Consider the following 13,560-nt stretch of genomic DNA (forward strand, 5'->3'; position numbering starts at 1 on the left):
GGCCGGATGTTGAAATCGGTCAGCTTTGGTTTATTGTGATCCCCATCACTTCCCGGTAAATCTGCCGCAGAGAAGACAAAATTTCTGAGACACCCAATGAACAAAACAGATGAATTGCGAACCGCGCGCATCGACAGCCTGGTGACACCGGCTGAGCTAACCGAGCGCTTCCCGGTTTCCGCCGAGGTTGCCCAGCACGTCACCGCCGCCCGCCGCCGGATCGAAAAGATCCTCACCGGTGAAGATAAGCGCCTGCTGGTTATCGTCGGCCCCTGCTCGATCCACGATCTTGACGCCGCGATGGACTATGCTCGCCGCCTCAAAACGCTGCGTGAAAAACATCAGGATCGTCTTGAGATCGTGATGCGTACCTACTTCGAAAAACCCCGCACCGTCGTCGGCTGGAAAGGGTTAATTTCCGATCCTGATCTGAACGGCAGCTACCGCATTAATTACGGCCTCGAACAGGCGCGCCGCCTGCTGCTGCAGGTCAACGAGCTGGGTGTCCCTACCGCGACCGAATTTCTGGATATGGTGACCGGACAGTATATCGCCGACCTGATTAGCTGGGGCGCCATTGGCGCGCGCACGACCGAAAGCCAGATCCACCGTGAAATGGCGTCCGCACTCTCCTGTCCGGTTGGCTTTAAAAATGGTACAGATGGCAATACCCGCATTGCGGTGGATGCCATCCGTGCCGCGCGTGCCAGCCATATGTTCCTCTCCCCGGATAAACAGGGGCAGATGACGATTTACCAGACCAGCGGCAACCCTTACGGCCATATTATTATGCGCGGCGGCAAGCAGCCGAATTATCACGCAGAAGACATTGCCGCCGCCTGCGACACGCTGAGCGCGTTTGACTTGCCTGAACATCTGGTGATTGATTTCAGCCACGGCAACTGCCAGAAGCAGCACCGCCGTCAGTTGGATGTTTGCGAAGATGTTTGCACGCAAATTCGCAACGGCTCGCGGGCGATTGCCGGGATCATGGCGGAAAGCTTCCTGAAAGAAGGGACGCAGCAAATCGTTGCTGGCCAGCCCCTGACTTACGGGCAGTCGATCACAGATCCTTGCCTTAACTGGGAAGATACGGAAACGCTGGTCGCGATGCTGGCGCAGGCCACTGACCGACGCTTCTGATAGTCTCCACCGGCGGGCACTTGATAACCCGCCGGATATCATAGCATTACGCCTCGCGACAACTCGCCCGCAAAGAAATTCCCTGATTCACACAATTCTTACAAATAATGCTTGCTGCTGATTCGGCTTTTTCTGATAATGATTCTCATTGTTACACTGATTGTCATTTGTAAACAGAGTGAAGCGTATGGACAAACCATTCACCCCCGCCCGCCCACAGCCCGCGACAGAACCTCGCCAGGTTGACAGCAAAACGCTGCTCGGTGCCGATGGCCGCGTTGTTATCGTCCATGAAGGACAGCAATATCTGTTACGCCAGACTCAGGCCGGGAAGCTGATCCTGACCAAATAAATTAAACAAACCGTTCCCCACACCCAAACGGGGAAATTAGCCAGCCACCCAGGTCATACCCAGGCAGCCAGCGCTTTCGATATTCCTTAGGAGAGTTGCGCTATGCCTTGCACCAACACAGCAGGTTTTCGTCTGTCTGTACTCACGTTAGCCGTATTTACCGCCCTGCCCGCTTTCGCAAAAGACGATCAAATGACCGTGGTTGCCACCGGTAACCAACGCAGCACTTTCGAAGCCCCAATGATGGTGAGCGTTATCGATGCAAATTCGCCAGAGAGCCAGACGTCCACGTCCGCCGCTGACATGCTGCGCAAAGTTCCGGGGATCACCATCGACGGCACCGGGCGCACCAACGGCCAGGACATCAACATGCGCGGTTACGACCGCCGTGGCGTACTTACCCTGGTAGACGGCATTCGTCAGGGCACCGACACCGGCCACCTGAACAGTACGTTCCTCGATCCCGCGCTGATTAAGCGTATTGAAGTGGTACGTGGCCCGGCGGCTCTGCTGTACGGCAGCGGCGCGCTGGGCGGTGTTATTTCCTATGAAACCGCAGACGCCGCCGATCTGCTATTTGACGGGCAAAACAGCGGCTTCCGCGTCTTCGGCACCGGCGGTACCGGCGACCACAGCATCGGCATGGGCGCCAGTGCCTTTGGCCGTACCGATAACCTGGACGGCGTCGTCGCCTGGTCCAGCCGCGATCGCGGTAACCTGCGCCAGAGCAACGGTGAAACCGCGCCTAATGACGAAAACATCGGCAACCTGCTGACCAAAGGCACCTGGTATATCGATTCAGCTCAGTCGCTGTCCGGCTCCCTGCGCTACTACAATAACAACGCGCAGGAACCGAAAAACCCGCAGACGCCGGATGCCTCAGCCTCCAGCAACCCGATGACCAATCGCTCCACCATTCAGCGCGACGCGCAGCTGAAATACCACCTCAATCCGCAGGATAACGACTGGCTGAACGCGACCGCGACGGCCTACTGGTCCGAAGCTCGTATCAACGCCGAAACCCCTAATCAGGGGGGTGAATTCCGTAAACAGACGACCAAAGGCGGTAAGCTCGAAAACCGCAGCCGTCTGTTTAGCGACAGCTTCGCGGCTAACCTGCTGACCTACGGCAGCGAATATTATCGTCAGGAGCAGGCTCCTGGTGGCCTGACGACCGGTTTCCCACAGGCGAAAATCAACTTTGGTTCCGGCTGGCTGCAGGATGAAATCACCCTGCGTGACCTGCCGATTTCTATCCTGGCCGGGACGCGTTATGACAACTACAGCGGCAGCAGCCAGGGCTATAAAGACGTCGATGCCGACAAGTGGTCATCACGCGGGGCGGTTTCTGTCACCCCAACCGACTGGCTGATGCTGTTTGGTTCCTATGCGCAGGCGTTCCGTGCGCCGACCATGGGCGAGATGTACAACGACTCCAAGCACTTCTCTATCGGCACTCGCTACACCAACTATTGGGTACCAAACCCGAACCTGCGCCCGGAAACCAACGAAACGCAGGAATACGGCTTCGGTCTGCGCTTCGACAATCTGGCAATGGCTAACGACGGCCTGGAATTCAAAGCCAGCTACTTCGACACCAAAGCGAAAGATTACATCTCTACCACCGTGGACTTCGCCAAAGCGACCACCATGTCCTACAACGTGCCAAAAGCAAAAATTTGGGGCTGGGACGTCAACGCGAAGTACACCGCCGATCTGTTCAGCCTGGATACCGCCTATAACCGTACCCGCGGTAAAGATGAAGATACCGGCGAGTACATCTCCAGCCTGAACCCGGACACCGTCACCACCACCCTGGACATCCCTGTGTCACACAGCGGCTTCTCCGTGGGCTGGGTCGGCACCTTCGCCGAGCGTTCCACCCATATCAGCAGCTCCTATGCACAGCAGCCGGGCTATGCGGTCAGCGATTTTTATGTCAGCTACAAAGGGCAGCAGCAGCTGCGCGGTTTAACCACCACGCTGGTGTTTGGCAACGCCTTCGATAAAGAGTACTGGTCACCGCAGGGTCTCCCGCAGGATGGCCGTAACGGTAAAATTTTCGTGAGCTATCAATGGTAAAGGAGTTATTCATGAGTCAGCGTTACGACAGCTGGATCCAGCTTAAGCAAGAACACCCGAAAAAATATGCCCGGGATATCGCCAAACTGATGCACATCAGCGAGGCGGAACTGACCCATGCCCGCGTCGGGCACGACGCATGGCGCCTGAATGGCGATGTGAAAGAGATCTTCGCCGCGCTGGAAGCCGTGGGGGAAACAAAGTGCATCTGCCGCAACGAATATGCCGTTCACGAGCAGGTAGGCCGCTTTGAGAACCAGCACCTTAACGGCCACGCCGGGCTGGTACTGAATCCTCGTGCGCTGGATCTGCGTTTGTTCCTGAACCAGTGGGCGAGCGTGTTCCACGTCCGGGAAGAGACCGCTCGCGGCGAACGCCAGAGCATTCAATTCTTTGACCATCAGGGTGATGCGCTGCTGAAGGTATACACCACCGACAACACCGATGTTGAAGCCTGGAGCCAGGTGCTGACGCGTTTCATCCACACCGACAATCCGGCGCTGGCGATCAAAGCCGTTGAAGAAGCGGTAATGACGCCTACGGTCGAGGCCGACAAGGTGGACGCAGAATGGCGCGCGATGACGGATGTACACCAGTTCTTCCAGCTGCTTAAACGCCATCAGCTGACTCGCCAGCAGGCTTTCCGCCTGGTGAAAGACGATCTGGCCTGTCGCGTAGATAACGAAGCGCTGTCCCAACTGCTGAACCAGGCGAAAGAAGACGGCAACGAGATCATGATTTTCGTCGGCAACCGCGGCTGCGTGCAGATCTTCACCGGTGAAATCCGCAAAGTGGTCCCGATGGAAAACTGGGTCAACGTGTTCAACCCGGAATTCACCCTGCACCTGATGGGCGACACCATCGCCGAAAGCTGGGTAACCCGCAAACCAACCGCCGACGGCCACGTGACCAGCCTCGAGCTGTTTGCCGCCGACGGCACGCAAATTGCCCAGCTGTACGGCCAGCGTACTGAAGGCCAGCCGGAGCAGGAGCAGTGGCGTCTGCAAATTGAAGCCCTGATCGGCAAAGGGTTAGCGGCATGAAACGCCTGCTGCTCGCCATCCTCGCCCTGCCATTGATGGCAGGTGCGGCCGAGCGCGTGGTAACCATCGGTGGCGACGTCACCGAGATTGCCTGGGCTCTGGGTGCGGGTCAGGATGTGGTGGCTCGTGATAGCACGAGCCTTCATCCCGATGCCGTGAAAAAACTGCCGGATGTGGGCTACCTGCGCCAGCTTAATGCCGAGGGTATTCTAGCCATGCGCCCGACGCTGGTACTGGCCAGCGCTCAGGCTCAGCCATCCATGGCGCTGAAGCAGGTTGAGGCCAGCAAAGTGAAAGTGGTTACCGTTCCGGCGGAAAATAACCTCGAGAGCATTGATGCCAAAGTGGCTGCCGTGGCTACCGCGCTGGGTAAAACAGCCGAAGGCGACAAGCTGCGCAAAACGCTTCACGACCAGCTAGCGGCGATCCCGGCCAAACCGCTGGGCAAAAAAGTGCTGTTCATTATGAGCCACGGCGGCATGACCGCCATGGCTGCCGGGCAGGAAACCGCCGCGGATGCCGCGATTCACGCCGCCGGACTGGACAATGCCATGCAGGGCTTCAAGCGCTACCAGCCGCTGTCTCAGGAAGGCGTGATCGCCAGCAAACCTGACCTGATCCTGGTCACCACCGATGGGGTGAAAACCCTCGGCGGAGAAGCCAAAGTCTGGGCATTGCCAGGGCTTGCGCAAACGCCAGCCGGGAAAAATAAACAGCTGATGGTCGTCGATGACATGGCGCTGCTCGGCTTTGGCATTGATACCCCGCAGACGATCCTCGCCCTGCGCGAAAAAGCGGAGCAACTGCCGTGATACGCCGACCTTTGCCTCACCATGCCCTGTGTTTGATGGGGCTGGTTTTGCTGGCAATGGCGCTTATTGCCGCTAACCTCGGCGCCATGCGGCTGTCTGTGGCCGTGCTGTGGCAGACGCATGACGACACGTTGCGTGACATCTGGCTCAACATCCGTCTGCCGAGGGTGCTGCTGGCGGCGCTGATCGGCGGCGCGCTGGCGCTGTCGGGCTGCGTGATGCAGGGGTTGTTCCGTAACCCGCTTGCCGATCCGGGCCTGCTTGGGATCAGCAGCGGGGCCGCGCTGGCGGTGGGGCTGTCGATTGTTATGCCGCTGGCTCTGCCGGCGGTTTTGGCGCTTTATGCCCCTATGCTGGCAGCGTTTGTAGGCAGCCTGGCGGTGACGCTGGCGATTTTCCTGCTTAGCCGGAAAGGCACCAACAGTTTGTCTCGCCTGCTGCTGGTGGGCATCGCCATCAATGCGCTGTGCGGCGCGGCGGTTGGCGTGCTGTCGTGGATAAGCAACGACACTCAGCTGCGCCAGCTTTCTCTCTGGGGCATGGGGAGCCTGGGCCAGGCACAATGGTCCACGCTGCTCGCCACCGCGTCGCTTATTCTTCCTGCAAGCCTGGGCATCTGGCTGCTTTCAAAGCGCCTGAATTTGCTCCAGCTTGGTGATGAGGAAGCGCATTACCTGGGCGTGGATGTCAAAACAACCCAGCGGCATTTGCTGATCCTGAGCGCATTGTTGGTTGCTGCGGCGGTAGCCATCAGCGGCGTGATCGGCTTCGTTGGTCTGGTGGTTCCGCATCTGGTGCGCATGTGGCTTGGATCCGATCATCGCTGGCTGGTGCCCGGCTCCGTGCTGGCCGGTGCCATGCTGCTGTTGGTGGCCGATACGCTGGCGAGAACGATTGTCGCGCCAGCAGAAATGCCTGTAGGACTGTTGACCAGCCTGATAGGCGGCCCCTGGTTCCTGGCGATGATCTTTCGCAGCAAGGAGAGCGCGAGATGAATGAAGTTTTGTCCACGCACGATATTTCGCTGAAGCTGGGCCACCGTTATCTGATTGATAACGTCAATGTCAGCCTGAAGCCGGGTGAAGTTGTGGCGCTGATTGGCCCAAACGGCGCGGGCAAATCCACGCTGTTGCGGCTGTTAACCGGGTTTCAACAGCCTGACAGCGGGCACGTTGCGCTGGCAGGCCAGGATTTGAATCAGTGGTCCAACGAAGCGCTGTCCCGCAAACGCGCGGTGATGCGCCAGCAAAGCAGCATGGCGTTTAGCTGGACGGTAGAAGACGTGATCGCTATGGGCCGTGCGCCGTGGCCGCAGGCGTCAACGGCCGGCGTCGTGGCGGAAGTCATGGCGCTGACCGGGTGCGACTCTCTGAGCGGCAGAGATTTTTGTCGTCTGTCAGGCGGCGAGCAACAGCGGGTGCAGCTTGCCCGGTCGCTGGCGCAGCTTTGGTGCGATGGGCAGCCTCACGGCTGGCTGTTTCTGGACGAGCCTACGTCGGCGCTGGATCTCTACCACCAGCAGCATGTGCTGCGCCTGCTGCGTCGCCTGGCGCAAATGGGGACGTTATCGGTCTGCGTTGTGCTGCACGATTTGAATCTGGCGGCACTCTGGGCCGACCGTATCGTGCTGCTACATAAAGGCAGGCTGGTGGCAGATGGAACGCCTGATGAAGTGCTGGAAGAGCAAACGTTGCAGCGCTGGTATCAGGCCGATCTGCGGGTGTTCCGACATCCGGAACACCCGGTTCCTCAGGTAGGCCTGCGCCAGTGATCAGCTTGAACAGCTGACTTCCAGCCGTTTTCCCCAGTCAGGTGGGCGCTGCGTCATATCGTCCTCACGATCGGAGAACGGCTGGAGCAGCGCCTCGTGGAGTTTAGCCAGTTCACGAGTATCGCCCTTTTCGGCAGCTTCGATTGCCCGCTGTGCCAGCCAGTTGCGTAAGACCAGCGCCGGGTTCACCGCCTGCATTTTCTGCTGGCGTTCGGCATCACTCACCTGCTCCGCCTGAAGCCGCTCACGATAGCGCCCAAACCAGGCATCAAAACTTGCCCTGTCGATAAATTCATCCCGCAGCGGCGACGCCGCGCTGAGCTGCTCCGTCACGCTCAGCATCCGGAAGGTACGCGTGTAATCGCTGCCTTCTTTGCTCATCAGGGCGAAGAGCTCACTCAGGATTAGGTTATCGGCCTGCTGTTCGGTGAAAAGCCCCAGTTTGGCACGCATCCGTTGGCCAAAGGCACGCATAATTGCCGGCTGGTAGCCATCCAGAATCGCGTTCAGCTTCTCGGCCGTAATAAACGGCGACAGCGTCTGCGCCAGGCGCTGCAGGTTCCACAGCCCTACCGCTGGCTGGTTGTCGAAGGCATACCGGCCCTGGTAGTCGGAATGGTTACAGATAAATTCAGGCTGATAGTCGTCGAGGAAGCCATACGGGCCGTAGTCCATGGTCAGGCCAAGAATCGACATGTTGTCGGTGTTCATTACCCCGTGGGCAAAGCCCACCGTTTGCCAGCTGGCAATGAGCGCGGCGGTACGCGCCACCACGTCGGTAAACCACAGCTCATAGCGTTCTTCAAGCCCCTGCAGATGCGGCCAGTGGTGACGAATGGCGTAATCGGCAAGCTGCTGAACTTTTTCCGGCTCGCGGCGATAGTAGAAATGCTCAAAATGCCCAAAACGCAGATGGCTTTCGGACACCCGCAGCAGCATTGCCCCCTGCTCAACCGTTTCACGCTGTACCGGCGTATCGCTGGTGACTATAGTTAACGCTCGCGTCGTCGGAATGCCTAAAGCATGCATGGCTTCGCTGGCGAGAAACTCGCGAACAGTGGAGCGCAGCACGGCCCGGCCATCGCCCATGCGAGAGTACGGCGTCAAGCCTGCGCCTTTGAGATGCCAGTCAACCTTGCGTCCGTCCGCCAGCTGCTGCTCTCCCAGTAAAATACCGCGCCCGTCCCCCAGTTGCCCTGCCCAGACGCCGAACTGGTGCCCGCTATAAACCTGGGCGAGCGGCTGCATGCCGGGCAGCAGCGTTTCGCCACTCCAGATCCCCTGCTGTGGTGCAGCAAAAAACGAGGCGTTAATCCCCAGATCGTCTGCCAGCGGCTGGCTGTGATAAAGCAGCCGGGCGTTTTTCAGCGGCGTGGGGGTTAATTCGCTATAGAACCCCGGCAGCTCATCGTGCCAGGTATTCAGAAAAGCTAAAGTATTGGTCATGGTTCCTCCGCCCGACAGTGTAGCCCCAGTAATGCATTTTAAACACAGTCGAGCAGCAGGGGCTTTAGTGAACCAGACCTTCATGAGGGGGGAAAAGTGAGGCCAGTTCTTCCGGCGGCACCAGCGGCCAGAGTTTGCCCTGCATCGCGGCAAAGCCTAAACCCTGCACTTTACGTCGCGCGCTGGCGGTATCTATCCCGGCAATCAACAATGCCTGACAAAACGGCGAAACCTGCCCAAGAATGGCAAGCATAAAGGGCGAGAAAGTGCGGCCCGGAAGCTGTTTCTGAACAAAAAATCGGTCCATGAACACATGCCGGAACAGACCATCAAAAATAGATTTTGTGGTGGCATTGCCTGCACCAAAGTCAGCCAAACCGAGTGGGAAACGTTCAGCCAGCCAGGCCAGTCTTAAATTCGTTTTGCCGCTATTTAAATCAGGAAAGCTTTCGCTAATCATTAATTCAATAAACGGCAAAGCCTTTAGCCGGATATATAAATCCTGGTTGTTAATTAGCGCGTCAACAATAGTTTCATTAATATGAACCCAGACAACAAGGTACCGGGTGATAAAGAAATGCTGATGTTCTTCTATTTGCGTTAATTTTTCTCTAAACAGTTCGAGATGCTGTTCCGGCGCAAGATGAGGAATTAACAATTCGGTTGGAATACGAACCAGCGCGTCGGCACCCACGAAGTTAGCAACGATTTCGACGCCCAAAATGCTATCGTCCGGCCTGACGGCGGGGCGATAGTAGAGGTGAGAACAATAAACACTATCAAGTGAAACAATCATTTTGCCAGCCCTGTGGATTTCTGGTTGGACGGCAGAGAGATACAGCGCCAATCCGAAAATAGTCGGATAGCTGCTATCGCTGTGAATTTCACACTCATCCCTGAAACGTTTAAGCTTTATGTTTTAATAACTTTTAGCTTATCCTGGATATCCGTACATAGCCAGTTTTTAACGTAAATTCCGAACGGAATCACGAGCAATGATGCAAGGTAAAAAAGATTCATTCTCACAATGTTCATTCAGTAATTTACGCGTGGCAAAGCGGGCCATGTCGCCTATTGGGAAATAAACGCTGGTTAACGCCGGGCGGACAAATGCCGCACGATCGCCACTGTCATAACAAATAAGGGATATATCCAGAGGAATGCGTAAGCCCCGCTCGGTAATGGCCAGCATCGCCCCGACGGCCATCTCTTCGTTACAGCAATAAAGGGCGCTGATTTTATATTCATCCAGCAAGGCCGAGGTTTGCCGATAACCGCTGGGCATATCGTACTCACCTTCCACCACCGCCACCGGGGTAATGCCCTGCTCTTCCATGGCATCGAGAAAGCCCTGGCGTCGTAAGAGGCTGGAGGCGCGCTGGGTCGGGCCATGCAGGCAGGCGATTGCCAGGTGGCCGGCATCCAGCAAATAGCGGGTGGCCATGTGGCTGGCAAGACGATGATCGAAGACCACGCAGCGCGGGCTTAATGCGGGCACATCTCTGTCGAGGATGATAAACCGGTTACCTCGTTCCGCCAGTTGAAGCAGCGTTTCGTCCGCAATGGCACGGACATGGAGAATCAAGCCATCACAGCGCAGATTGTAGAGTCGCTGAATGGCATTGCGCTCGTTCTCTTCTACGCCACGCCCCTGCGTCACCAGCAGTTGCTTGCCGTGGGATTCAGCTTCACTTTGCACCGTATCCATCAGCGTCCCGAAGAAACCCCCGGTGTATGACGTGGTTACCAGACCAATGGAATGGCTCTGGCTGGACGCCAGCGCTCTGGCTGCAGGATTGGGGGAATAGCCCAGTTCAGCAATCGCGGCCTCCACTTTAACGCGGGTTTGCGATTTAACCTTAGTGTCGCCATTCACCACGCGTGATACGGTGGCGCGGGAGACGCCGGCGTGGGCAGCAACATCTTCGAGGGTGACCATGACACAATCCTTAGCGGGAAAAGCACAATGCATCCCGATATTACCTGATATTGCCAATACCGTTGACGTTGCCCGCAGATTTGCGGGAACGGTCACGATTTTCAGTCAAGAAAAAACAGGAAAGGCTATATGCGGCGGGCTTGCCAGAATTTTTTACGCCAGTAGACGTTGTCCAGAGAGGAACGCATAACGCCGCGACTGGTAGACGCGTGAATAAAGGTGTTGTCGGTGTCATAAATGCCGACGTGCAGGCCGCTTTCGCCCGAGCCGGTTTTGAAGAACACCAGATCGCCAGGCAGCAGGTCGTCTTTATCGATTTTTGTGCCGATTTCTGCCTGCTCGCTGGTCATGCGCGGCAGCATCAGATCGAACCTGTCGCGGAAGGTCATCAGCACGAAGCCGGAACAGTCCACGCCGCGTCGACTCATGCCACCGTAGGTGTACGGCGTGCCGTGCCAGCTGCGGAGCTGATCGTTTAGCTGAGCGATAACGGTGATGGAATCGGAAAGCCTGGCGTTCGGATGAGGGGCATTATGACTACACCCCACCAACACTATGCATGCCACTGCAATAAGCCACAAACGCATTTTCAGACAACTCCCGGTCTTGCTGTTTCCAGTAATTTAGCCTGTCGCCCGGAATTATTGCAAGCTTTCCACGATGTTATAACGGGCTTATCAGCATACTGTGCCCTTCGATACGCAAGAGTCGGAACGGCATTTGGTAAGCTGCGGCTAAATTTTTTGGCGTCAGCACTTCATCCTTCGGCCCCTGAGCGATCATTTTTCCCTCACGCAAGAGCCACACTTTATGGGCATGACGCAGGCTATGGTTCAAATCATGGCTGCTCATCACTACCGCAATACCCGTCTCACAAAACGCAAGCAACAGGCGATCTAATGCGGCCTGCTGGGCGACATCAAGGCTGTTCATCGGCTCATCCAGCAGCAAGAGCTGCCCTTCGGGATTGGCCGAGGGATCAATCTGCAGCAGCACGGCGGCAAGGCGAACGCGCTGCCATTCACCGCCGGAAAGCTGGTTGACCGACCGGGTCAGTTTGTCTGAGAGCCATAGCGACGCCGCCAGACGCAGCATTGCCGCTTCGGACTCAGGCGAGGATTGATGTAGCTGCAGGTAATGCCAGACGGGCATTGCAAAAGGAGGAAGCTGCTGCTGGCTTAGCCAGGCACGATGTCGGGATAGCCCGGCAGGCAACCAGTCGTCAAGCGGCTGCTGGTTAAACAGAAGGCTGCCTTGCCCGGCGCTTAACCCTGCCATTCGCGTGAGCAGCGTGCTCTTGCCTGCCCCGTTCGGCCCGACAAGATGGATAAGTTCTCCGGGCTCCACCGCCGCAGATATTGGCCCAACCCGGCCCGCGACGGTGACGCCTGTCAGCTGCAGCAGGGACAACTTATTTAGCCAACGCCTGTTTAATGGCGTCCAGCACCACAGGATCTTCCGGCGTCATGTCCGGAGAGAAACGCTGAATCACTTTGCCATCACGGCCAATCAGGAATTTTTCGAAATTCCACAGGATGTCGTCAGGGTAAAGCGGACCACGCCCTTTGCTGCTCATTCGCTCCAGAAAACCGCTGCCTTCCGGGGCAACGGCTGCCGGGCGCGCATCAATCAGCTTCTGATAAAACGGATGTCGGTGCTCGCCGTTGACATCGATTTTGCTAAACAGCGGGAACGTCACGCCGTAGGTAGTGCTGCAGAAGGTTTTAATTTCTTCGCTACTGCCAGGCTCTTGCCCCAGGAACTGATTACATGGGAAACCAAGCACGCTGAACCCCTGATCTTCAAAGTCTTTTTGCAGGTTTTCCAGTTGCTCATACTGCGGCGTCAGGCCGCACCTGGAAGCGACGTTCACCACCAGCAGCACTTTTCCCTGCCAGCTCTCCAGCGTGGTGTTTTCGCCGTCAATGGTGGTGACTTCGGTATTCAGAACATTGCTTTGCATATCATCCTCTTCCTCTGTGAGCCGAATTAACGTCCGGCTTTCAATAATAGCCAGATAAACACCGGCGCGCCGAGCGTAGCGGTGACTACGCCAATGGGCAGCTCGGCAGAACTTAGCGCGAGCCTTGCCACCACATCCGCGCCGGTTAAGATCGCGGCCCCAGCCAGCGCACTGGCTGGCAGCAAAACGCGATGATCGGTTAACCCCGCGAGACGCAGCATGTGCGGGATCACCAGACCGACAAATCCAATTGCGCCGGCAAGCGCCACGCTGACGCCAACCAGCCAGCCGGTAGCCACAACCAAAATATTGCGCCACAGCCAGACGGAAAGCCCCAACTGCCGGGCTGAGTTTTCACCGAGCGCCATCAGGTTGAGCGGCGCATGCTGTCGGCACAGCCAGACCACCACCGGCAGCAGCGTCACCATCAGCCAGCCCTGACGCCAGTCTACGCCGCCAAAGCCGCCCATCATCCAGTACATCAGCTGGCGCAGGTCGAGGCTCGAGCTAAAGTAGACCGCCCAGGTCATCAGGGCACTACAAATAATGCCTAGGGCGACACCTGCAAGTAATAGACGACTGGTGGAGAGATGACGACGGGAAAAACGTAACAGAATAAAAGTGATCGCTAAGGCACCGAGAATGGCGCACAGCCCCAGCACCCAGCCCGGCAGCATCCCCTGCCCGAGCAACAGGGCAACAACCAGCGCAACGCCGGCGCCGTTGGAGACGCCAAGTAAACCGGGTTCGGCCAGAGGATTTTCAAACAGCGACTGCATAATCGTGCCGGTCACGGCCAGAGCCGCCCCCACCAGCAGGACGGCCAACGTTCGCGGCAGGCGGATTTGCCAGATAAAGAGCCGGGCCTCATCATTCCACCAGGAAAGAGGGGAAAACCAGACATCCCCGGCGCACAGGCTCAAGGCCAGCATCGTCGCCGTGGCAAAGACCAGGGCAACTAGCCAGCGTCGCTCAAACCTGCGTTGTCTGGTTACAAAATTCAGCATTC

14 protein-coding genes are annotated in these 13,560 nt (G+C 57.3%); 7 read left to right on the forward strand and 7 right to left on the reverse strand.

The features are described 5' to 3' along the window. Nucleotides 1–96: 96 nt before the first annotated feature. From aroH to A936_RS08310, 7 genes are all read left to right on the forward strand, one after another. Nucleotides 97–1,143, forward strand: coding sequence for a 3-deoxy-7-phosphoheptulonate synthase AroH (gene aroH, locus A936_RS08280; protein ID WP_008456536.1), 1,047 nt, complete (start codon nucleotides 97–99; stop codon nucleotides 1,141–1,143). A gap of 187 nt (nucleotides 1,144–1,330) precedes the next feature. Further along, a complete protein-coding gene (hemP, locus tag A936_RS08285) occupies nucleotides 1,331–1,495 on the forward strand; it encodes a hemin uptake protein HemP (RefSeq protein WP_008456537.1) in 165 nt (54 codons plus the stop codon). A 102-nt stretch (nucleotides 1,496–1,597) separates the two neighbouring features. Continuing rightward, the gene (locus A936_RS08290; RefSeq protein ID WP_008456539.1) at nucleotides 1,598–3,577 is read left to right on the forward strand and encodes a TonB-dependent hemoglobin/transferrin/lactoferrin family receptor; all 1,980 of its coding nucleotides are present in this window, start codon (nucleotides 1,598–1,600) and stop codon (nucleotides 3,575–3,577) included. 11 nt (nucleotides 3,578–3,588) lie between these two features. Continuing rightward, nucleotides 3,589–4,620 carry a hemin-degrading factor gene (locus A936_RS08295; RefSeq protein WP_008456541.1) on the forward strand — a complete coding sequence of 344 codons (1,032 nt, stop codon included), beginning with the start codon at nucleotides 3,589–3,591 and terminating at the stop codon, nucleotides 4,618–4,620. Next, a complete protein-coding gene (locus A936_RS08300; RefSeq protein ID WP_008456542.1) occupies nucleotides 4,617–5,432 on the forward strand; it encodes a heme/hemin ABC transporter substrate-binding protein in 816 nt (271 codons plus the stop codon). Before A936_RS08295 ends, A936_RS08300 begins: the two co-directional genes overlap by 4 nt. A 35-nt stretch (nucleotides 5,433–5,467) precedes the next feature. Beyond that, nucleotides 5,468–6,427: a FecCD family ABC transporter permease gene (locus tag A936_RS08305; protein WP_008456543.1), complete on the forward strand. Its 960-nt coding sequence runs from the start codon at nucleotides 5,468–5,470 to the stop codon at nucleotides 6,425–6,427. Continuing rightward, on the forward strand, nucleotides 6,424–7,203 hold the full coding sequence (locus A936_RS08310; RefSeq protein ID WP_008456544.1) for a heme ABC transporter ATP-binding protein: 780 nt from the start codon (nucleotides 6,424–6,426) through the stop codon (nucleotides 7,201–7,203). Before A936_RS08305 ends, A936_RS08310 begins: the two co-directional genes overlap by 4 nt. Here A936_RS08310 and selO read toward each other — a convergent pair whose 3' ends face one another. The 7 genes from selO to btuC form a co-directional block, all read right to left on the reverse strand. Next, nucleotides 7,204–8,649, reverse strand: a complete 1,446-nt coding sequence (selO, locus tag A936_RS08315; protein WP_008456546.1) for a protein adenylyltransferase SelO — start codon at nucleotides 8,647–8,649, stop codon at nucleotides 7,204–7,206. It abuts the gene before it with no gap. Nucleotides 8,650–8,713: 64 nt separating this feature from the next. Then, nucleotides 8,714–9,496, reverse strand: coding sequence for an EAL domain-containing protein (locus tag A936_RS08320; protein WP_157141393.1), 783 nt, complete (start codon nucleotides 9,494–9,496; stop codon nucleotides 8,714–8,716). 117 nt (nucleotides 9,497–9,613) lie between these two features. Then, nucleotides 9,614–10,588, reverse strand: coding sequence for a LacI family DNA-binding transcriptional regulator (locus tag A936_RS08325; protein ID WP_008456550.1), 975 nt, complete (start codon nucleotides 10,586–10,588; stop codon nucleotides 9,614–9,616). A gap of 125 nt (nucleotides 10,589–10,713) precedes the next feature. Further along, nucleotides 10,714–11,175 carry a C40 family peptidase gene (locus A936_RS08330; RefSeq protein ID WP_008456552.1) on the reverse strand — a complete coding sequence of 154 codons (462 nt, stop codon included), beginning with the start codon at nucleotides 11,173–11,175 and terminating at the stop codon, nucleotides 10,714–10,716. 76 nt (nucleotides 11,176–11,251) lie between these two features. Next, nucleotides 11,252–11,989, reverse strand: coding sequence for a vitamin B12 ABC transporter ATP-binding protein BtuD (gene btuD, locus A936_RS08335; protein ID WP_442892437.1), 738 nt, complete (start codon nucleotides 11,987–11,989; stop codon nucleotides 11,252–11,254). Between the two features lie 10 nt (nucleotides 11,990–11,999). Further along, nucleotides 12,000–12,551: a glutathione peroxidase gene (locus A936_RS08340; RefSeq protein WP_008456556.1), complete on the reverse strand. Its 552-nt coding sequence runs from the start codon at nucleotides 12,549–12,551 to the stop codon at nucleotides 12,000–12,002. A gap of 26 nt (nucleotides 12,552–12,577) precedes the next feature. Beyond that, on the reverse strand, nucleotides 12,578–13,558 hold the full coding sequence (gene btuC, locus A936_RS08345; RefSeq protein ID WP_008456557.1) for a vitamin B12 ABC transporter permease BtuC: 981 nt from the start codon (nucleotides 13,556–13,558) through the stop codon (nucleotides 12,578–12,580). Between the last annotated feature and the right edge of the window lie 2 nt (nucleotides 13,559–13,560).

The organism is Enterobacter sp. Ag1 (genome assembly GCA_000277545.1).
Classification (GTDB): Bacteria; Pseudomonadota; Gammaproteobacteria; order Enterobacterales; family Enterobacteriaceae; genus Cedecea.